Source organism: Bacillus sp. 2175 (genome assembly GCF_057812155.1).
Map to the genome: position 1 here is coordinate 622,501 of NZ_CM173819.1, position 20,580 is coordinate 643,080.

The following is a 20,580-nucleotide window of genomic DNA, read 5'->3' on the forward strand; positions in this document are numbered from 1 at the left end:
CGGAGCCGCAGCGAAAGCGAGTCTGAATAGGGCGTTTAGTACGTGGTCGTAGACCCGAAACCAGGTGATCTACCCATGTCCAGGGTGAAGTTCAGGTAACACTGAATGGAGGCCCGAACCCACGCACGTTGAAAAGTGCGGGGATGAGGTGTGGGTAGCGGAGAAATTCCAATCGAACCTGGAGATAGCTGGTTCTCCCCGAAATAGCTTTAGGGCTAGCCTTAAGTGTAAGAGTCTTGGAGGTAGAGCACTGATTGGACTAGGGGTCCTCATCGGATTACCGAATTCAGTCAAACTCCGAATGCCAATGACTTATCCTTAGGAGTCAGACTGCGAGTGATAAGATCCGTAGTCAAAAGGGAAACAGCCCAGACCGCCAGCTAAGGTCCCAAAGTGTGTATTAAGTGGAAAAGGATGTGGAGTTGCTTAGACAACTAGGATGTTGGCTTAGAAGCAGCCACCATTTAAAGAGTGCGTAATAGCTCACTAGTCGAGTGACTCTGCGCCGAAAATGTACCGGGGCTAAATACACCACCGAAGCTGCGGATTGATACCGAATGGTATCAGTGGTAGGGGAGCGTTCTAAGGACAGTGAAGTCAGACCGTAAGGACTGGTGGAGTGCTTAGAAGTGAGAATGCCGGTATGAGTAGCGAAAGACGGGTGAGAATCCCGTCCACCGAATGCCTAAGGTTTCCTGAGGAAGGCTCGTCCGCTCAGGGTTAGTCAGGACCTAAGCCGAGGCCGACAGGCGTAGGCGATGGACAACAGGTTGATATTCCTGTACCACCTCTTTATCGTTTGAGCAATGGAGGGACGCAGAAGGATAGAAGAAGCGTGCGATTGGTTGTGCACGTCCAAGCAGTTAGGCTGATAAGTAGGCAAATCCGCTTATCGCGTATGCTGAGCTGTGATGGGGAAGCTCCTTATGGAGCGAAGTCTTTGATTCCCCGCTGCCAAGAAAAGCTTCTAGCGAGGTAAAAGGTGCCTGTACCGCAAACCGACACAGGTAGGCGAGGAGAGAATCCTAAGGTGTGCGAGAGAACTCTGGTTAAGGAACTCGGCAAAATGACCCCGTAACTTCGGGAGAAGGGGTGCTTTCTTAACGGAAAGCCGCAGTGAATAGGCCCAAGCGACTGTTTAGCAAAAACACAGCTCTCTGCGAAGCCGTAAGGCGAAGTATAGGGGGTGACACCTGCCCGGTGCTGGAAGGTTAAGGAGAGGGGTTAGCGTAAGCGAAGCTCTGAACTGAAGCCCCAGTAAACGGCGGCCGTAACTATAACGGTCCTAAGGTAGCGAAATTCCTTGTCGGGTAAGTTCCGACCCGCACGAAAGGTGTAACGATTTGGGCACTGTCTCAACCAGAGACTCGGTGAAATTATAGTACCTGTGAAGATGCAGGTTACCCGCGACAGGACGGAAAGACCCCGTGGAGCTTTACTGTAGCCTGATATTGAATTTTGGTACAGTTTGTACAGGATAGGCGGGAGCCATTGAAACCGGAGCGCTAGCTTCGGTGGAGGCGCTGGTGGGATACCGCCCTGACTGTATTGAAATTCTAACCTACGGGTCTTATCGACCCGGGAGACAGTGTCAGGTGGGCAGTTTGACTGGGGCGGTCGCCTCCTAAAGTGTAACGGAGGCGCCCAAAGGTTCCCTCAGAATGGTTGGAAATCATTCGTAGAGTGCAAAGGCATAAGGGAGCTTGACTGCGAGACCTACAAGTCGAGCAGGGACGAAAGTCGGGCTTAGTGATCCGGTGGTTCCGCATGGAAGGGCCATCGCTCAACGGATAAAAGCTACCCCGGGGATAACAGGCTTATCTCCCCCAAGAGTCCACATCGACGGGGAGGTTTGGCACCTCGATGTCGGCTCATCGCATCCTGGGGCTGTAGTCGGTCCCAAGGGTTGGGCTGTTCGCCCATTAAAGCGGTACGCGAGCTGGGTTCAGAACGTCGTGAGACAGTTCGGTCCCTATCCGTCGTGGGCGTAGGAAATTTGAGAGGAGCTGTCCTTAGTACGAGAGGACCGGGATGGACGCACCGCTGGTGTACCAGTTGTTCTGCCAAGGGCATAGCTGGGTAGCTATGTGCGGAAGGGATAAGTGCTGAAAGCATCTAAGCATGAAGCCCCCCTCAAGATGAGATTTCCCATAGCGTAAGCTAGTAAGATCCCTGAAAGATGATCAGGTTGATAGGTTCGAGGTGGAAGCATGGTGACATGTGGAGCTGACGAATACTAATAGATCGAGGACTTAACCATATAATATGTAGCAATGTTATCTAGTTTTGAGAGAACATAAAAAACTTGTTGACTTTTAAAGTAAATAAGTTATAATAATGATTGTCTCAAAAGAATAATGTCTGGTAATGATGGCAGAGAGGTCACACCCGTTCCCATACCGAACACGGAAGTTAAGCTCTCTAGCGCCGATGGTAGTTGGGACCTTGTCCCTGTGAGAGTAGGACGTTGCCAGGCAATATTATTCCGCAGTAGCTCAGCGGTAGAGCTATCGGCTGTTAACCGATCGGTCGTAGGTTCGATTCCTACCTGCGGAGCCATTGGAGAGCTGTCCGAGTTGGCCGAAGGAGCACGATTGGAAATCGTGTATACGTCACAAGCGTATCAAGGGTTCGAATCCCTTGCTCTCCGCCATAGGATTTATAGTATTTGGCCCGTTGGTCAAGTGGTTAAGACACCGCCCTTTCACGGCGGTAACACGGGTTCGAATCCCGTACGGGTCACCACTTTGGAGGATTAGCTCAGCTGGGAGAGCACCTGCCTTACAAGCAGGGGGTCGGCGGTTCGATCCCGTCATCCTCCACCATATAAATTTTATATGAATAGTATTATCGCGGGGTGGAGCAGCACGGTAGCTCGTCGGGCTCATAACCCGAAGGTCGCAGGTTCAAATCCTGTCCCCGCAACCAAATGGTCCCGTGGTGTAGTGGTTAACATGCCTGCCTGTCACGCAGGAGATCGCCGGTTCGACCCCGGTCGGGACCGCCATTTTAATAAGGCTCGGTAGCTCAGTCGGTAGAGCAGAGGACTGAAAATCCTCGTGTCGGCGGTTCGATTCCGTCCCGAGCCACCATTTATTTTAATAAAATACGCCGGCTTAGCTCAATTGGTAGAGCAACTGACTTGTAATCAGTAGGTTGGGGGTTCAAGTCCTCTAGCCGGCACCATGTAAGTTTCGGAGGGGTAGCGAAGTGGCTAAACGCGGCGGACTGTAAATCCGCTCCTTCGGGTTCGGCAGTTCGAATCTGCCCCCCTCCACCATTTACATAGGGGCATAGTTTAAAGGTAGAACTGAGGTCTCCAAAACCTCCAGTGTGGGTTCGATTCCTACTGCCCCTGCCAAATATATTTACACAACATGGCGGTTGTGGCGAAGTGGTTAACGCACCGGATTGTGGCTCCGGCATTCGTGGGTTCGATTCCCATCAGTCGCCCCATTTTTATTTTAAAAATTACAAATAATCTAATGGATACTTACATATAATTAAGTAAGAATTCGATGGGCTATAGCCAAGCGGTAAGGCAACGGACTTTGACTCCGTCATGCGCTGGTTCGAATCCAGCTAGCCCAGCCATTTTTGCGGAAGTAGTTCAGTGGTAGAATACAACCTTGCCAAGGTTGGGGTCGCGGGTTCGAATCCCGTCTTCCGCTCCAATAAAATTTAATATGGCGGCATAGCCAAGTGGTAAGGCAGAGGTCTGCAAAACCTTTATCACCGGTTCAAATCCGGTTGCCGCCTTTTCTTTTGTGCCGATGTGGCGGAATTGGCAGACGCGCACGACTCAAAATCGTGTTCCTTCGGGAGTGTCGGTTCGACCCCGACCATCGGTATCATGAACGGCGTAAAAAAGCTCTATACAATTAGTATAGAGCTTTTTTGTTTTCTTTTCATTACATGACAAAATAAGCAGAAAAAGTATTGTATATACAATATTTCTTTCGAGTACTCTAGAGAGAATTTCTCCACCCCGGTGACATGAAGTTAAATCCGATACCACCAGTAGATATTAGTACACTATCAACGGTTAAGTTTGTAATCTCTAAAAACTTCTTTTCAAACCCTTCTCTGTTGTACTTATACATAGTTGAGTGGCACGCCCACATATGCGTTGAAGTACTTAACCAGTCCCCTAAATCTTTTAATTCAGGGAACGACTCAAATTGAATTGGTTCATCTAATTTCATGAATCTCACTTGATAGATAGTTGGGTTTAACTTTTCTTCTATCCCTTTAAGACTATGTGCTTTTTTCTCATTTGAATGTGTCATAATTCTCCTTCTCTCTTTTCTTCAAATTTTTCCCTATTTTTATTATACAACAATAGAAAGTAATTATGGGAATAGGTGTCAGCAATATAAAAAGACTCTAACAGAAATGTTAGAGTCTTTTTGTTAAATTATACTATGTGCTTCTAAAATTCGTAATAAACGTAGGAATTCATGTATAATATAACTTGTCGAAAGAACAAAATGATAGTGATTTATATTATGTCTATAATATGAATCAAAAATGAACTTTTTATATTTCTTTTAAAAATGTGTTGAACACACATTATATTTCATATTAATATTTTTATGTAGATTTAAAACGGGAAAGAGAGTGGAAAGTATGGGCCGTAAATGGAACAATATTAAAGACAAAAAAGCATCAAAAGATGCAAATACAAGCCGTATATACGCGAAATTTGGGCGTGAAATTTATGTGGCAGCAAAACAAGGCGAGCCAGATCCAGAATCAAACCAAGCGCTAAGAGTTGTATTAGAGCGTGCGAAAACATACAATGTTCCAAGAACAATTATTGATCGTGCAGTTGAAAAAGCAAAAGGCGGTTCAGAAGAAAATTATGACGAGCTTCGTTATGAAGGATTCGGACCAAATGGAGCTATGGTTATTGTAGATACACTTACAAATAACGTAAACCGTACTGCAGCAGATGTACGAGCTGCATTTAGCAAAAACAGTGGTAATATGGGTGTGAACGGTTCTGTAGCTTACATGTTTGATGCGACAGCTGTTATCGGCCTTGAAGGTAAAACATCAGATGAAGTTCTTGAAATTTTAATGGAAGCAGATGTAGATGCACGTGACATTCTAGAAGAAGAAGATTCTGTTATCGTGTATGCTGAACCAGATCAATTCCATGCAGTACAATCTGCACTTAAAGGTGCTGGCGTTGAGGAGTTTACAGTTGCAGAATTAACAATGCTTGCACAAAGTGATGTAACACTTCCTGAAGATGCTCAAGCACAATTTGAGAAAATGGTTGATGCATTAGAAGATTTGGAAGATGTTCAACAAGTTTATCACAACGTAGACTTAGGAGAGTAATACGATAGATGACCCTTTTCGCTTAGCGGATAGGGTCTTTTTTATGAAGTTAATTAAGGTGATGAAGTATTAAAGGTATTTTGTTGTAGGTAGTGAATATGATTATAGGGATATACAAAATATTCATTATCTCTAGGAGGCTTAATATGGAACATAAGACACCAAAGCATATAGTTGCTGTAGCAGGTTATTTAACAAATGAAAAAAATGAAGTGTTATTAACAAAAGTGCACTGGCGAGCTGATACGTGGGAGTTGCCAGGAGGACAGGTAGAAGAAGGCGAAGCGCTCGATCAAGCTGTCTGTAGGGAAATAAAAGAGGAAACAGGGTTAACGGTGAAGCCTATCGGAATTACAGGGGTTTATTATAATACCTCTATGCATATTCTAGCTGTTGTTTTTAAAGTAGCATATATAAGTGGTGAAATAAAAACTCAACCCGAAGAGATACAAGTGGGTAAATTTGTTGATTTAAATGAAGAGAACATAGATGAGTATATAACGCGTCCTCATATGAAATCCAGAACGCTTGATGCAATGAGAGCAACACATTTTATTCCGTATGAAACGTGGGAAGTACAGCCGTATAATTTAATAGGAAGATTGTAAAGAAAAGAGTAGCCGATTTGAGATACATTCGAATCACTACTCTTTTTTGTATACTGTTTAAGAAAAAGGTCAAAATAATAATAGCACTAGTATTGATTTGCAGAACATTTGTTCTGTATAATAAATCTATATGTTATATACATTTAGATTACTAGATAGTCAAAAGTATATATATTTGTAGATGATATAATTAAAGTGTAAAGTGAAAATATAATAGTCTTAAGGGTTTCTCTTTTATTGGTTATTCGTGCTTTAACATAACCTATATTCAATATTTCAGATGAATAGTAGATAAAAAAATACTGTGATACAATACTTTTTTATCCCACTATTTGCTGGGCAGTAAGCTTGATTGATGAGGGCTCATTAAAGTTTCACTTTATACCTTACAATGATGTAAGGTACGTGTAAGAGAAATCGATGGGATATTTTTTTACAACAATGTATTCTTAAAGTAAGAGTTATATGCTGTGTGGAAAAGAGGTGTTCAAGATGAAAGAACGAGTATTATCTAGGGTGAACTATCATCAAAAAGTTGCATTAAATCCAATGACTAAACTTTTTTATAAAGCCATTATATTATTATTATTGTTAAGTTGTACGTTATTATTCGTTGGAAATGTAATGATTGAGAAAAGTGATATTAGTAAATTACATGTACCGGCTAAGTTAGAGGTGCCAGAATCATTAACACATGCATTTATTGCGACAGAAGATAAAAGATTTTATCATCATAACGGTTTAGATTATATAGCAATTATTAGGGCCTCAGTTGAGAATATAAAGGCTGGTGGTGTCGTGCAAGGAGGAAGTACGATTACACAACAGCTATCTAAAAATGCCTTTTTAACAAATGAACGTACATTTTCTCGTAAGTGGAAAGAGATTTTTTATACGAAAAAAATTGAACGCACATTTACGAAGGATGAAATTTTAAAATTATATGTAAGTAATATTTATTATGGAGAAGGAGCATGGGGAATTGAAAAAGCAGCAAACCTTTACTTCGGTAAAAAGGTGAACCAATTAACGTTGGCTGAAAGTGCAATGATGGCTGCTGTAGTAAAAGCACCTGCTTATTACTCACCTGCCCAAAACTATGATAAAGCAGTAGAGAGACGAAATGTCGTTTTGAGACTAATGGAGAAAGAAGGCTATATAAGCCATGATGAGTATGTTCAAGCAGTTAGTGAGAAATTAGTAATTCGTCATGATATAAAAATAGAGCAGTCGATGTTAAATAGCGCGCGTAAAAAAGCAGTAAGTTAAGAGAAGTTCCTACAGAGGAGCTTCTTTTTTTTGAATAAATTGTGACAAATTGTGACACAATATCGTCACAATTATTGTGTTTTTGTAATTTATGTGAGCGTGTTCATTGCGTGACGTATATAAGTGTTGATATTATGTGTATTGTGTACAATGCTGTATACAGAATATGAATTTAAAGAGGAATGTATATGAAATCAAATAAACTCATGGCTCTTGGTATAGTTTTTTCTATCGCAGTATTGATTGTAATTGGAACAATTGCGTATAGCATCATAAATGACAAAAAAGATAAAGGGAATGAGATGTTTGCTTATTCTACGCAACAATCTTTAGGGAAAGATGATGCTCCAGTTAAGGTAGTTGAATTTGGAGACTTTAAATGTCCTGCTTGTCGTACTTGGGATGTAACGGTATTACCTCGATTAAAAGAAGAGTATATTGATAAAGGCAAAGTGCAGTTATATTTTATTAACTTCCCATTTATCGGAAAAGACTCGGATTTAGGTGCAGCAGCTGGTGAAGCAATTTATAAACAAGATAAAGATTCATTCTGGATTTTCTATGATGAGATTTATCAAAATCAAAAGAAAGATACGGAAGAATGGATTACAGAAGATTTGCTTCTTAGCATTGTGAAAGAGAAACTTCCAAAAGTTGATGTAGAGCAATTTAAGAAAGATTTACACAGTAAAGACATTAAAGAAAAAGTACGTAAAGATTCAGATCGTGCTCAAAAATTAAAAGTTCAAGGTGCTCCTTCTGTATATGTAAACGGAAATCTTGCAAACCCTGATTTCGATAGTATGAAGAAGGCAATTGATAAAGAATTGAAAAAGTGATGAGGTCTCTCATCACTTTTTCGACTTTTTTCGATAAAATTCTTGCCTCTACTTTTTTTACATGCTATACTACTTTACATAAGTTATTCTAATATCTTATATGTAATTCATATTTGCGGGTGTAGTTTAGTGGTAAAACAAGAGCCTTCCAAGCTCTGGTCGAGAGTTCGATTCTCTTCACCCGCTCCAAATTTTATTAAATGTTTTTCTATAAATTGTGATCAACGCAGTGTTTCGTTTCCGAGATAAACGAGGCATTGCGTTTTTTAATGTTTGAAAAACCTAATTACATGCGAAAATAGAAGTAAATAATAGTATTCCAAAAGTGAATTACTAACCAATAGGGTCGTTACATAAGGGATGGATTCATCTGAGGAGGCGATTAGGAATGGATTTTGAACAATTAAAGCAAGATGTAATTGCGTATAGTAAAACAATTGGCATAGATAAAATAGGCTTTGCGAGTGCTTCTCCTTTTGAGGAATTAAAGCAGCGCTTAATCCAGCAACAACAATTAAATTATCAATCTGGATTTGAAGAGCCTGATATAGAGAAGAGAACGAATCCGCAACTGTTATTACCGGGTGCTAAATCAATTATTGCGATTGCTTTAGCATATCCTTCAAAATTAAAAAATGCACCATTAAGTAAGCGTGGAGAACGCCGTGGGATTTTTTGTCGTGCTTCTTGGGGACAAGATTATCATCTTGTTTTACGAGATCGTTTGCAAAAATTAGAAGCATATTTAATTGAAAAACTTCCGGATATAGAAGTGAAGTCCATGGTTGATACAGGTGAATTAAGTGATCGAGCTGTATCAGAGCGTGCAGGCATTGGATGGAGCGGTAAAAACTGCTCTATTATTACACCTGAATTTGGTTCGTACGTATACTTAGGGGAAATGATTACAAATGTTCCATTCCCGCCAGATAAGCCGATAGAAGATCAATGCGGGGGCTGTACGAAATGTATCGATATTTGTCCTACCGGTGCTTTAATACAGGGGGGACAGTTAGATTCGAAGAAGTGCATTGCGTTTTTAACACAGACGAAAGGATTCCTACCTGAAGAATATCGCGATAAAATAGGAAATCGTATATATGGATGTGATACGTGTCAGACTGTTTGCCCGAAAAACAAAGGAATGGATTTTCATAATCATCCTGAGATGGAGCCGGATCCTGAGCTAGTTAAACCATTATTAACACCACTTTTAACAATTAGTAATCGTGATTTTAAAGAGAAATATGGGATTATGTCAGGATCATGGAGAGGGAAAAAGCCACTGCAAAGAAATGCGATTTTAGCATTAGCACATTTTAAAGAAACATCGGCAATTCCTGATTTAATTGGTGTTATGAAAGATGACCCAAGACCAGTACTACGCGGAACGGCAGCATGGGCACTTGGGAAAATTGGCGGAGATGGAGTAGGCGAAGCGATTGAGAAAGCGATGGAACGTGAGAAAGATGAAGAAGTGCTTCATGAAATGAATCGCGGGCTTGAATTGTTAGCACAGAAAAAAGAGTAGATAATATTTCCCTTTTTCATATTGTAATATGGGAGGGAGACAGAATGGTTGTAAAAACGAAGATTGAAAACCAAGTACAACAATTTTTAGCATATATAACGGAGAAAAGAACGAATGTGGATGGTATTGCTGAGGATTTACTACAAATGGCACTGAGAAAGAAACAATTGTTTCAAAGACGTAGTGCACATATAGTGAAAGCAACTGCGGATGTTTCTTTCATTAGACAATTAAATAGTAATGACCATCAAGAAATTGATTATCAAATACATTTTAAATATTTAATTAAGCATAAAGAATTATTTTATATTGAAGAGGAACAATTAAAACGAAGAGTTTGTTTAAATAATAGTCGAATTATAGGCGATTATGCTATTGAAGTGTCAGAAGAAATTAGAATGGGTGAGACATTAGAAAGGGAAATTACGAAAGAGAAGTACGGTTCTTATCAGTATAATCGTTTAGAGGCAGTGAAATATGCAGAGCGTTGGTGGGATGACCGAAATCCTATGTATCGTAATTTCCCTGATAATTGTACGAATTTCATTTCTCAATGTCTTCATACTGGAGAAGTACCTATGAGCGGATATCCTAATATTCGTAAAGGATGGTGGCAAAGGGAGAATCAGTGGAGCTGGAGCTGGGCTGTTGCACATTCTTTTTATTGGTATTTGTCAGGTGCTACAACAGGACTTCGAGCAGAGGCGGTAGAGAGGCCAGAAGAACTTATTCTTGGAGATGTCATTGCTTATGATTTCGAGGATGACGGAAGATGGAATCATACGACGATTGTAGTAGCAAAAGATGCAGATGGTATGCCGCTTGTAAATGCACATTCAGCGAATAGCCGTCGACGTTATTGGAACTATGAAGACTCTAGTAAATATACACCACAAATGAAATATAAATTCTTTCATATTATTAATGGGTAGAGATTTTTCGCTCAAGTGGTATAATACGTAGTAGACAAAAAACAGAGGTGAATATCGCGTGGGAGTACATGTTGTTTTATATCAGCCAGAAATTCCAGCAAATACAGGGAATATTGCTCGTACTTGTGCAGCAACTGGAACAGAATTACATTTGATTAGACCGCTTGGATTTTCAACGGATGATAAAATGTTAAAGCGTGCAGGATTAGATTATTGGCAGCACGTGAAAATTACGTATTATGATTCAATTGAAGAATTTTATGAAAAAAATAAAGACGGTGAATTCTTCTATTTAACAAAGTATGGCGAGAAAGCTCATACAGCGTTTGACTATAGCAAGCGCGAGAAGGATTACTATTTTGTATTTGGAAGAGAAACAAACGGCTTACCAGCTAATGTAATCGAAGAAAACTTTGATCATTGTTTACGTATTCCAATGACAGATAAAGTACGTTCATTAAATTTATCTAATACAGCAGCAATTTTAATTTATGAAGCGTTCCGTCAACAAAATTACCCTGGATTAGATTTAGAAATCGTTTATTAAAAGTCGCCATATGGCGACTTTTTTTTATAAAATAAAAATAATATATAATCATACATTTAAAAGAGAGGACATAATCATATAGAATGGGATATATGATTAAAAATAGATAAGACGGGTTGAGATAAATATGAAGGAAGAATATAGTAATCAAAATACCTTTTTAAGTATGATAGATATGGATTTAATTAGACAAGGATTATTACATGCTATTCAAGATTTAGTATTCATATTGAAAGTTATTGATAATGAAACGTTTCAATATATGTATGTGAATAAAATAGGAATGGATTATGCTAGGTTAAGCGAAGAGTGCTATGGAAAAACCTTTGCAGAAGTATTACCAAAAGATATAGCGGGGATATTGCAAAGGCAATATGCAAAAGTAGTGAGAGAAGCGAAAGCACACACCTTTTGTGATGTAGTCAATTTACCAAAAGGTGAGATACACTATGAATCTTCACTTAATCCTGTCTGCGACGAAGAAGGAATATGTCAATTTGTTATTTGTATTACAAGAGATATTACAGCTCAAATTGAGGAGAAGACAGAGATAGAGGAAAAACAAATGTTATTTAAGTCGTTACTGGAATATAATAATGACTCAATTATATCTATAGATTCTATAGGGAGAGTTACATATGCAAATCCGGCAACGTATGAAATATTTGGATACCGGTATGAGGAATTAAATAATAAATTTATTTTTGAATTCATTAATAAAGAATATGAAAAAGATTTTCAAATTATATTTAAGGGATCGATGCAAGGAAAAGCAAAACAAATTGTTTCAAAGAAATATGTTCATAAAGAAGGGTACGAGCTATATATTTCTTTGAGAACTATCCCGATTATTGTGAACGGTGAAATTGTTGGGATTTATATTGTTACGAGAGATGTTACAAGGCAAGTATTAAACGAAATGCGAACAGAATATTTAGCTTACTATGACCAGTTAACGGGATTAATGAATAGAATTTCATGTACAAATAAGTTAAATACTTTTTTAAATGAGAGTGTAAATTTTGCACTTGTATTTATAGATTTAGATGAGTTTCATCGTATTAATGATACATTTGGTCATAAAGAGGGAGATAAAGTATTACAAAAAGTTACAGAATGTTTAAGTAATCTAAAAATAGAAGATATGCACTTATTTAGAGAACACGATGATCAATTTGTTATGTTGATAGAAAATATAACGAAAGAATATGTAGAGGAAGTTGCAAAAAGCATATTAAAAAACATTAGTGAATATTTTGTAATCGAAGAAGAAGATGTATATTTAAGCGCGTCAATTGGAATTGTAATGGCTCCAACAGATGGAGAAGATGAAAAAATACTATTTCAGAGAGTCGATGCTGCTTTAGAAAAAGCAAAAGAAAAAGGAAAAGGACATTATCATTTTTATTGTAGTGGATTAGACTGTGAGCGTGAACAAAGGTTTATAATAGAAAACCAGTTACATCGTGCTATAGAAAAAAATGAATTTTTCTTATATTATCAGCCACAAATTAATATTGAAACGAAAAAAATAGCTAGTATGGAAGCTTTAATAAGGTGGGAGAATAAGGAATTAGGATTTGTTTCTCCAAACCAATTTATTCCGTTGGCAGAAAGAACAGGATTTATTATTAAGCTGGATGAATGGGTAGTAAATCAAGTGTGTCAGCAATTGCGCGAATGGTTAAATAAAGGGTATGATGTGGTCCCAATTGCAGTTAATATTTCAGCTAGACACTTTCGTTCTATTACATTAATAGAGATGATTACACGGGCTTTAAATAAGTACAATGTACCAACTCATTTATTAGCGATAGAGGTTACAGAAGGAGCTCTTATACATAAAGATATATCGAAGAGAGTGTTACTACAATTAAAAGAGCAAAATTTAAAGATTCATTTAGATGATTTTGGAACAGGCTATTCATCTTTAAGTTATTTAAAAACATATCCAATTGATACTTTAAAAATTGATCGTTCTTTTATGGAAGGTATACATATAGATGAACGTGATACGAATATTACAGCTGCAATTATTCATTTAGCTCATACTTTAGAATTAAATGTAATTGCAGAAGGAGTAGAAAAAAAGGAGCAAATACAGTTTTTGAAAGAAAAGAATGTGAAGCTTGTACAAGGTTATTATTATAGCCGACCACTATCCAAATATGATATGGAAAATATGTATTATAAATAAAAAAAATGATGTGCTAAAAGCACATCATTTTTTATGTGTACCTGGTTTGTCATTGTAACCGGATGTAAAAATAGCTGTAAGAAATGTGAGTGATACACCTAAAATTAATAATAATTTCATACTAATATCCTCCTTACTTTTTTCGGTTCATGAGTTTTATTTATTACCCAAAATGTATGTAAGGTTCTTAGAAGAAAAGAATTTATTTATAATGAATAGCAGTGTAAAAACGTTAATACCTATATTATACAGAATTTTCTTTGAATTTTGGAGAGAATTTTAGTGTGCTATTATATATTTCGTTTTGATTTAAAGAATGTTTAAGGACATCCTAGCATACCTTTTATAATAATCCGATTGAACAAGGAGATGGGGGAGGAGCTATAATGGATATTCTAAAAAAGATTGAACAGCATCGAGCAGCAGAAGAACGTTTACAATGGGAAGGTACGTTTGCAGAGTATTTGGAGCTTGTGAAAGAAAGACCATGGGTGGCTCAAACAGCACACTCTCGCATTTACAATATGATAAAAGATGCTGGAATTGAAGAAGTTGATGGTAGAAGAAAGTATAACTTCTTTAGTAATCAGCTCTTTGGATTAGAGGATGCTCTAGAACGTCTTGTAGAGGAATATTTTCATCCATCTGCAAAACGATTAGATGTTAGAAAAAGAATTTTATTATTAATGGGTCCTGTTAGTGGAGGGAAATCAACGTTAGTTACAATGTTGAAACGAGGATTAGAAACATATTCAAGAACAGATCGCGGAGCAATTTTTGCGATTAAAGGATGCCCAATGCACGAGGATCCACTGCATTTAATTCCACATCATTTACGAGATGATTTCTTTGATGAGTATGGGGTTAGAATTGAAGGGAATTTATCACCACTAAATGTCATGCGTTTAGAGCAAGAATACGGATCAAGAATTGAGGATGTAGTTGTAGAGCGTATCTTCTTCTCTGAAGATCGTCGTACAGGGATTGGTACATTTAGCCCGTCTGATCCAAAATCACAGGATATTGCAGATTTAACAGGTAGTCTGGACTTTTCTACGATTGCAGAATATGGTTCAGAATCAGATCCGCGTGCGTATCGATTTGATGGAGAATTAAATAAGGCAAACCGAGGAATGATGGAGTTCCAAGAGATGTTAAAATGCGATGAGAAGTTTTTATGGCACTTATTATCACTTACGCAAGAAGGGAATTTCAAAGCGGGAAGATTTGCGCTTATTTCAGCAGATGAATTAATTGTAGCGCATACGAATGAAACAGAGTATCGCTCATTTATAGCAAATAAGAAAAATGAAGCATTGCACTCAAGAATTATTGTAATGCCAGTTCCTTATAATTTACGAGTAAGTGAAGAAGAACATATTTATGAAAAAATGATTCGTGAAAGTGATGTATCGAATGTTCACATTGCACCACACACACTTCGCGTTGCAGCAATGTTCACCATTTTAACTCGTTTAAAAGATCCGAAGCGTCCGGATATTGATTTAATTAAAAAGATGCGTTTGTATGATGGGGAAACGGTAGAAGGTTATAATGCGATTGATGTAGAAGAATTACAACGCGAATATCAAGATGAAGGTATGAAGGGTATTGATCCTCGTTATGTCATTAACCGAATTTCGTCTACAATCATTCGAAAAGAGGTACCATCTATTAACGCGTTAGATGTACTTAGATCTTTAAAAGATGGGCTAGATCAGCATCCATCCATTAGTAATGAAGACCGTGAACGTTACATGAACTTCATCTCATTAGCGAGAAAAGAATACGATGAAATCGCGAAGAAAGAAGTACAAAAAGCGTTTGTTTATTCATATGAAGAATCAGCTAAGACGCTTATGGATAATTACTTAGATAACGTTGAGGCGTACTGCAATAAATCGAAATTACGTGATCCGTTAACAGGAGAAGAAATGAGTCCAGATGAAAAATTAATGCGCTCAATTGAAGAGCAAATTGGAATTTCAGAAAATGCTAAGAAAGCGTTCCGTGAAGAGATTTTAATTCGCATTTCTGCTTATGCCCGTAAAGGAAAACGCTTTGATTATAATTCACATGAACGTCTTCGTGAAGCGATTCAGAAAAAACTATTTGCTGATTTAAAAGATATAGTGAAAATTACAACGTCAACGAAAACGCCGGACGAAAATCAGCTTAAGAAAATCAATGATGTTGTTGCGCGTTTAATTGATGAGCATGGCTATAATTCTTCTTCAGCAAATGAATTACTACGCTATGTAGGTAGCTTGTTAAACAGATAGTTTGATAACAAAACGCTGTCTCTTGTATTTTGCGGGACAGCGTTTTATTATCCGTTCATATGTGTATAAAGTGTCATACCTTGTCCAAATGTAATAAATTAAGATGCAATTTTATGAATTTATTGTCAATTATTTTTACAATATGCATATGATAGAGTAACCAACCATTCATACGAAAAAAGCCAACACAATACAATATGTTGCAAAGTAAAAATATGTGCAACAATGCATTGTGTTTCTTTCTTATCAGTGGCTGAATATTTCTTTCTATTATGTGAGTGGCAAAATTTTGTTTAGGATGCTCGGGGTATTGTATGAAAAACGTTATAAATGTTTATGGGATGATTTTCTGTGGGCAGTTACCTTTCAAACATTCTAGCTTGCACATTACAGAACAAAATTTATAGATTGCTGTTCATACAGGAAGACAATTACAGTAAGGAGGGAAAGGAATGGGCGAAGAAAATCAACCAAATTATACGATTTCACAGGAAAACTGGTCCCTCCATCGCAAAGGATATGACGACCAACAGCGCCATCAAGAAAAAGTACAAGAGGCAATTAAGAATAATTTACCCGATCTTGTAACAGAAGAAAGTATAGTTATGTCTAATGGCAAGGATGTTGTAAAAATACCAATTCGTTCTCTAGATGAATATAAGATTAGATACAATTATGATAAAAATAAACATGTTGGGCAAGGAAACGGTGACAGCAAAGTTGGTGATGTCGTTGCGAGAGATGGATCAGGTGGTCAAAAACAAAAAGGGCCAGGAAAAGGGCAAGGAGCAGGAGATGCAGCTGGGGAAGATTACTATGAAGCTGAAGTCTCTATTTTAGAATTAGAGCAAGCGTTTTTCAGAGAGTTAGAACTGCCTAATTTAAAGAGAAAAGAAATGGATGAAAACCGGATTGAACATGTTGAATTTAATGACATTAGAAAAACAGGATTATGGGGAAATATCGATAAGAAAAGAACAATGATATCCGCATATAAACGAAATGCAATGAGTGGTAAAGCATCTTTTCATCCAATTCACCAAGAAGACTTAAAGTTCCGCACTTGGAATGAAGTATTAAAGCCAGATTCAAAAGCTGTTGTATTAGCGATGATGGATACGAGTGGATCGATGGGAATATGGGAGAAATATATGGCACGTAGCTTCTTTTTCTGGATGACAAGATTTTTACGCACAAAGTATGAAACAGTAGATATTGAATTTATTGCCCATCATACGGAGGCAAAAGTAGTTCCAGAGGAAGAGTTTTTCTCAAAAGGAGAAAGTGGCGGAACGATTTGTTCTTCTGTATACAAAAAAGCACTCGAACTTATCGATAATAAATATTCACCAGACCGCTATAATATTTATCCATTCCATTTTTCAGATGGTGATAATTTAACATCAGATAATGCTAGATGTGTAAAACTTGTTGAAGAGCTAATGAAGAAGTGTAATATGTTTGGGTATGGGGAAGTGAATCAGTACAACCGCCATAGTACACTCATGTCAGCCTATAAAAATATTAAAGATGAAAACTTTAGATACTATATTTTAAAGCAAAAAGCAGACGTATTTCATGCGATGAAAAGCTTTTTTAGAGAAGAATCAGGTGAGAAAATGGCATAACCTCTTTTAAAGAGGTTCTTTTTTTGTAAACTTTTTATTTTCCTAGTTGACAATGATAATGAAAATCATTATCGTTTATTCGAGAAATGATTACATTTCGAATTATATATTTCGGAGGAGATGTAAAGTTGAAACAAAATAAAAGAAAACGTATAAATGCAATGATTATAGCGGCAGCGTTATCACTTCCGTTTGCTGTTTATTCAACACCTGCTTTAGCGGCAGTAGCAATTGAGGCGAATAAAACTGGACAAGGTTTAGAAGATGGTACATATGATGCTGTTATTAAAGCGTATAAAGATAAAACGAATGAAGAGTCTATGGCAGCTGTTTATATAAAGGATCCGAAATTAACAATTGAGAATGGAAAGAAAATTGTAACAGCAACATTAAGTGATAGTGATTTCTTTCAATACTTGAAAACAGAGGATATTCATACTCCAGGTGTGTTTCATGATGTGAAAGTAATATCAGAAGATAAAAAGAAAAATGGAACGAAAGTGATTCGGTTTGAAGTAGGGGAATTAGGAAAAAGGTATAATATGCGAATGCATATTTATATTCCAACAATGGCCTATGATAATAAGTACCAAGTACAGTTTGAAGTAAATACATTGAATTTAGAGAACAATGTTCCAGAAAAACAAAAGGAAAATAAAGAGGATAAAGTGGATCAACAAGATGGAATTGGAAATGTAATAGTAGATAAGCAACTACAAAGGCATATTAATAAATATAATTTGAATAGAGAAAATCTAGATACCCCAATAACTAAGGAAGATTTATTAAAAGTTAAAGCTTTAATAGTCGTTGAAGCTAAAAATAAAGGAATACAAGACGTAAGCGGTCTAGAATATATGACGAACTTAGAAAACTTAACTTTGGAAGAAGTTAAGTTAAAAAATATAAAATTTATCTCGGGATTGAGACAATTAAAATCATTAAGTATAACCTATGGTGAACTTGAAGATATTGGACCTTTGGCTGAGTTAGAGCATATTGAGTTTTTAACTTTGAGAAACAATAAAATCTCAGATTTAAGCCCATTAAGCCAAATGAAGAAGATTAAAATGCTAGATTTAAATAGTAATTATATAAAAGATATTAAACCATTATTTACAGTGAAATCTTTAAGGACTTTGACTGTGGCAAATAATCAAATTAGTAATGATAACCTTGCTGGAATTGAGCAATTGAAAAATGTAAAAAACTTATCTTTAAGTAACAATGGACTTACGAATATTGAACATATTACATCAATGAAAAAATTAGTAGAGTTAGATCTTGCTAAAAATGAATTAGAAAACATCGAACCTTTATCAAGATTATCTACTGTACAATCACTTAATTTAGAAGAAAACTATATTTCAGATATAACGCCACTTAGTCACTTAACAGACTTATATGATTTAAAGCTAGGTTCAAATGAAATTCGTGATGTTAGACCTGTTCAAGAGCTAGGAAAAAGGATATATATCGATATTCAAAGACAAAAAATCTTTTTAGATAATGTAGAAAAAGATAAGGAAGTTAAAATACCTATCTATAATTTACAAGGAGAGCCACTTGATACTATTCAATTGAAGAGTGAAGATGGGATAGTTAATAATGGTTCTGTTAAATGGGGGACTACTGGTGAAAAAATATATGAATTTACGTTGGATATAAAGCCAGAAGAGAATCGTATTAAGTTTAATGGAACAGTAATTCAAAATGTTGTTGAAAGATTAGACGAAATCAAGGAAACAATAAAAGAGGATAATGAACAAAAGGAAAATATAATTCTCGATAAAACTTTACAACAACATATTAATAAAGAGAATTTAGGTAGAGAGAATTTAAACGCTCCTATTACAAAAGAAGATTTATTACAGATTAAAAAATTAGAGATATTTAAAGAAAATGGAAATGAGATAAAAAATATAACAGGTTTAGAGTACATGACGAACTTAGAAAAACTCACTTTAGAAGGAGTAGGCCTGAAAAATATTGAGTTCATCTCAAACTTGAAACAATTGAATAATGTGAATGTATCTCATAATCAAATTGAAGATATAACACCACTATCTTCATTGGAAAATTTACAGTGGTTAAATCTTGCGGACAATCATATTAAAGATGTAACGGTTATTGGTTCCATGCTAAACTTATTTAGCTTAAATCTAGCTGGGAATGAGATTCGTGATGTCAGGTCGTTAATACAATTAGGGCAGTGGTTTACAATTGATGTTGGAAGACAAAATATCATTTTAAATGATGCAAAAATAAACGAAGAAATTCAAGTTCCTGTATATGATTTAGAAGGAGAAAGTATTGAAAATATTCAATTGACAAGTGAGGGAGGGACGTTTAATAACGGAGTAATAAAATGGAATACGCCAGGTGAAAAGGTGTATAAATTTGATTTAGATTCTGATGAAATTAGCATAAGGTTTAACGGAACAGTTATACAGAATATAGTGGAAAAAGAAGAAGTAAAAGAACCGGTAAAAGAAGTTGAAGAAGCAAAAGAAGAAGTGAAAGAACCAACAAAAGAAGTTGAAGAAACAAAAGAAGAAGTGAAAGAACCGGTAAAAGAAGTTGAAGAAGCAAAAGAAGAAGTGAAAGAACCGATAAAAGAAGTTGAAGGATCGAAAGAAGAAGTGAAGGAACCGGTAAAAGAAGTTGAAGAAACAAAAGAAGAAGTGAAAGAACCGATAAAAGAAGTTGAAGGATCGAAAGAAGAAGTGAAGGAACCGGTAAAAGAAGTTGAAGGATCGAAAGAAGAAGTGAAAGAACCTGCAAAAGAAGTTGAAGAGCCAAAAGAAGAAGTGGACGAGCTAACAACAGGAGTTGAAGAGTCGAAAGCGGAGGGGAAAGAAACAGGAAAAGAAATTGAAGGTTCAAAAGAAGCAGTAAATCCATCCGAAGTAGTCCAAGAACAAAACATGAATCATCAAGTTGTGAAAGAAAATAAACCAGTTGCTAATAAACAGGAAGAAAGTAAGAAATCATTAGGAGCAACAGGTGGACAAGCGAATACATCAAAGTTACTTTCAGGCGTAGTATTAGTTCTTTCAGCACTGAGTATGTTTGTATTTAGAAAGAGATTATTTAAGAAATAAATAACGTGTTATCTTATTATATTGTAAAATAATTGTATAAGTTTTTGAGAAGACATTATCATGGCAGTTTCATTTTGAAATAGGCTTATGATAATGTCTTTTTTAAGGGGGATATAAATGGAAAAGGTGTCGGAGAGCAGTTATTACAAGTTGCAATTCAGTATATTTTCTCCTTCCAAGGGATGAGAGAGATAGTACTATGTTTGAATACGAATAATGATCGTGCGATGAAATTGTACAAGAAAGTAGGCTTTGAGGAAAAAGCATGTTTACAACACTATATAATAGAGTGAA

12 protein-coding genes, 16 tRNA genes, 2 rRNA genes and 1 pseudogene (1 of these 31 only partly in view) are annotated in these 20,580 nt (G+C 36.6%); 30 read left to right on the plus strand and 1 reads right to left on the minus strand.

The window, feature by feature from the left end; all coding sequences use genetic code 11:
• The 17 genes from ACXKY9_RS03405 to ACXKY9_RS03485 form a co-directional block, all read left to right on the plus strand.
• Nucleotides 1-2,260 (plus strand): 23S ribosomal RNA (locus ACXKY9_RS03405); it begins 663 nt to the left of the window's first position.
• A 100-nt stretch (nt 2,261-2,360) separates the two neighbouring features.
• A 5S ribosomal RNA gene (gene rrf, locus ACXKY9_RS03410) occupies nt 2,361-2,476 on the plus strand.
• An 8-nt stretch (nt 2,477-2,484) separates the two neighbouring features.
• A tRNA-Asn gene (locus ACXKY9_RS03415) sits at nt 2,485-2,559 on the plus strand.
• Nucleotides 2,560-2,561: 2 nt separating this feature from the next.
• Nucleotides 2,562-2,653: transfer RNA gene (locus ACXKY9_RS03420), tRNA-Ser, on the plus strand.
• A 17-nt stretch (nt 2,654-2,670) separates the two neighbouring features.
• Nucleotides 2,671-2,745 (plus strand) — tRNA-Glu (locus ACXKY9_RS03425).
• A gap of 4 nt (nt 2,746-2,749) precedes the next feature.
• A tRNA-Val gene (locus tag ACXKY9_RS03430) sits at nt 2,750-2,825 on the plus strand.
• Between the two features lie 26 nt (nt 2,826-2,851).
• Nucleotides 2,852-2,928, plus strand: a tRNA-Met gene (locus tag ACXKY9_RS03435).
• A 3-nt stretch (nt 2,929-2,931) separates the two neighbouring features.
• Nucleotides 2,932-3,007: transfer RNA gene (locus ACXKY9_RS03440), tRNA-Asp, on the plus strand.
• A 9-nt stretch (nt 3,008-3,016) separates the two neighbouring features.
• Nucleotides 3,017-3,092, plus strand: a tRNA-Phe gene (locus ACXKY9_RS03445).
• A gap of 18 nt (nt 3,093-3,110) precedes the next feature.
• A tRNA-Thr gene (locus ACXKY9_RS03450) sits at nt 3,111-3,186 on the plus strand.
• Nucleotides 3,187-3,196: 10 nt separating this feature from the next.
• Nucleotides 3,197-3,280: transfer RNA gene (locus ACXKY9_RS03455), tRNA-Tyr, on the plus strand.
• A 7-nt stretch (nt 3,281-3,287) separates the two neighbouring features.
• A tRNA-Trp gene (locus ACXKY9_RS03460) sits at nt 3,288-3,361 on the plus strand.
• 19 nt (nt 3,362-3,380) lie between these two features.
• A tRNA-His gene (locus ACXKY9_RS03465) sits at nt 3,381-3,456 on the plus strand.
• 63 nt (nt 3,457-3,519) lie between these two features.
• Nucleotides 3,520-3,594: transfer RNA gene (locus ACXKY9_RS03470), tRNA-Gln, on the plus strand.
• A 5-nt stretch (nt 3,595-3,599) separates the two neighbouring features.
• Nucleotides 3,600-3,674, plus strand: a tRNA-Gly gene (locus ACXKY9_RS03475).
• A 14-nt stretch (nt 3,675-3,688) separates the two neighbouring features.
• Nucleotides 3,689-3,759: transfer RNA gene (locus ACXKY9_RS03480), tRNA-Cys, on the plus strand.
• A 10-nt stretch (nt 3,760-3,769) separates the two neighbouring features.
• Nucleotides 3,770-3,851, plus strand: a tRNA-Leu gene (locus tag ACXKY9_RS03485).
• 117 nt (nt 3,852-3,968) lie between these two features.
• Here the strand turns inward: ACXKY9_RS03485 and ACXKY9_RS03490 are convergent.
• On the minus strand, nt 3,969-4,289 hold the full coding sequence (locus ACXKY9_RS03490) for a DUF3884 family protein (protein ID WP_000149815.1): 321 nt from the start codon (nt 4,287-4,289) through the stop codon (nt 3,969-3,971).
• Nucleotides 4,290-4,629: 340 nt separating this feature from the next.
• Between ACXKY9_RS03490 and ACXKY9_RS03495 the strand changes: the two genes are divergently transcribed.
• From ACXKY9_RS03495 to ACXKY9_RS03555, 13 genes and pseudogenes are all read left to right on the plus strand, one after another.
• The gene (locus ACXKY9_RS03495; RefSeq protein ID WP_000532952.1) at nt 4,630-5,349 is read left to right on the plus strand and encodes a YebC/PmpR family DNA-binding transcriptional regulator; all 720 of its coding nucleotides are present in this window, start codon (nt 4,630-4,632) and stop codon (nt 5,347-5,349) included.
• A gap of 146 nt (nt 5,350-5,495) precedes the next feature.
• The gene (locus ACXKY9_RS03500; RefSeq protein WP_000400458.1) at nt 5,496-5,957 is read left to right on the plus strand and encodes an NUDIX hydrolase; all 462 of its coding nucleotides are present in this window, start codon (nt 5,496-5,498) and stop codon (nt 5,955-5,957) included.
• Nucleotides 5,958-6,449: 492 nt separating this feature from the next.
• Nucleotides 6,450-7,226, plus strand: coding sequence for a transglycosylase domain-containing protein (locus ACXKY9_RS03505; protein ID WP_000664720.1), 777 nt, complete (start codon nt 6,450-6,452; stop codon nt 7,224-7,226).
• 188 nt (nt 7,227-7,414) lie between these two features.
• The gene (locus ACXKY9_RS03510) at nt 7,415-8,065 is read left to right on the plus strand and encodes a DsbA family protein (protein WP_000841306.1); all 651 of its coding nucleotides are present in this window, start codon (nt 7,415-7,417) and stop codon (nt 8,063-8,065) included.
• Between the two features lie 115 nt (nt 8,066-8,180).
• Nucleotides 8,181-8,254 (plus strand) — tRNA-Gly (locus tag ACXKY9_RS03515).
• 199 nt (nt 8,255-8,453) lie between these two features.
• Nucleotides 8,454-9,596 (plus strand): tRNA epoxyqueuosine(34) reductase QueG, encoded by a 1,143-nt coding sequence (gene queG / locus ACXKY9_RS03520; RefSeq protein WP_000345216.1) that lies wholly within the window; start codon nt 8,454-8,456, stop codon nt 9,594-9,596.
• Nucleotides 9,597-9,640: 44 nt separating this feature from the next.
• Nucleotides 9,641-10,528: an amidase domain-containing protein gene (locus tag ACXKY9_RS03525; RefSeq protein ID WP_000260592.1), complete on the plus strand. Its 888-nt coding sequence runs from the start codon at nt 9,641-9,643 to the stop codon at nt 10,526-10,528.
• 58 nt (nt 10,529-10,586) lie between these two features.
• Nucleotides 10,587-11,075: a tRNA (uridine(34)/cytosine(34)/5-carboxymethylaminomethyluridine(34)-2'-O)-methyltransferase TrmL gene (gene trmL, locus ACXKY9_RS03530; RefSeq protein ID WP_000538147.1), complete on the plus strand. Its 489-nt coding sequence runs from the start codon at nt 10,587-10,589 to the stop codon at nt 11,073-11,075.
• A gap of 127 nt (nt 11,076-11,202) precedes the next feature.
• Nucleotides 11,203-13,272: a sensor domain-containing protein gene (locus ACXKY9_RS03535; RefSeq protein WP_000657169.1), complete on the plus strand. Its 2,070-nt coding sequence runs from the start codon at nt 11,203-11,205 to the stop codon at nt 13,270-13,272.
• A gap of 386 nt (nt 13,273-13,658) precedes the next feature.
• Nucleotides 13,659-15,554 (plus strand): PrkA family serine protein kinase, encoded by a 1,896-nt coding sequence (locus ACXKY9_RS03540; RefSeq protein ID WP_000353273.1) that lies wholly within the window; start codon nt 13,659-13,661, stop codon nt 15,552-15,554.
• 452 nt (nt 15,555-16,006) lie between these two features.
• Nucleotides 16,007-17,182 (plus strand): sporulation protein YhbH, encoded by a 1,176-nt coding sequence (gene yhbH / locus ACXKY9_RS03545; RefSeq protein WP_000503518.1) that lies wholly within the window; start codon nt 16,007-16,009, stop codon nt 17,180-17,182.
• 128 nt (nt 17,183-17,310) lie between these two features.
• A complete protein-coding gene (locus ACXKY9_RS03550; protein ID WP_015382173.1) occupies nt 17,311-20,286 on the plus strand; it encodes an NEAT domain-containing protein in 2,976 nt (991 codons plus the stop codon).
• A 122-nt stretch (nt 20,287-20,408) separates the two neighbouring features.
• Nucleotides 20,409-20,579 (plus strand): annotated as a pseudogene (locus tag ACXKY9_RS03555) (GNAT family N-acetyltransferase); the annotation flags it as partial.
• Nucleotide 20,580 lies beyond the last annotated feature (1 nt).

Coding starts and splice junctions, on each gene's coding strand:
- ACXKY9_RS03505 (WP_000664720.1), top strand. CDS start 6,450: ATGAAAGAACGAGTATTATCTAGGGTGAACTATCATCAAAAAGTTGCA.
- ACXKY9_RS03525 (WP_000260592.1), top strand. CDS start 9,641: ATGGTTGTAAAAACGAAGATTGAAAACCAAGTACAACAATTTTTAGCA.
- ACXKY9_RS03540 (WP_000353273.1), top strand. CDS start 13,659: ATGGATATTCTAAAAAAGATTGAACAGCATCGAGCAGCAGAAGAACGT.
- ACXKY9_RS03500 (WP_000400458.1), top strand. CDS start 5,496: ATGGAACATAAGACACCAAAGCATATAGTTGCTGTAGCAGGTTATTTA.
- ACXKY9_RS03490 (WP_000149815.1), bottom strand. CDS start 4,289: ATGACACATTCAAATGAGAAAAAAGCACATAGTCTTAAAGGGATAGAA.
- ACXKY9_RS03510 (WP_000841306.1), top strand. CDS start 7,415: ATGAAATCAAATAAACTCATGGCTCTTGGTATAGTTTTTTCTATCGCA.
- ACXKY9_RS03495 (WP_000532952.1), top strand. CDS start 4,630: ATGGGCCGTAAATGGAACAATATTAAAGACAAAAAAGCATCAAAAGAT.
- queG (WP_000345216.1), top strand. CDS start 8,454: ATGGATTTTGAACAATTAAAGCAAGATGTAATTGCGTATAGTAAAACA.
- yhbH (WP_000503518.1), top strand. CDS start 16,007: ATGGGCGAAGAAAATCAACCAAATTATACGATTTCACAGGAAAACTGG.
- ACXKY9_RS03535 (WP_000657169.1), top strand. CDS start 11,203: ATGAAGGAAGAATATAGTAATCAAAATACCTTTTTAAGTATGATAGAT.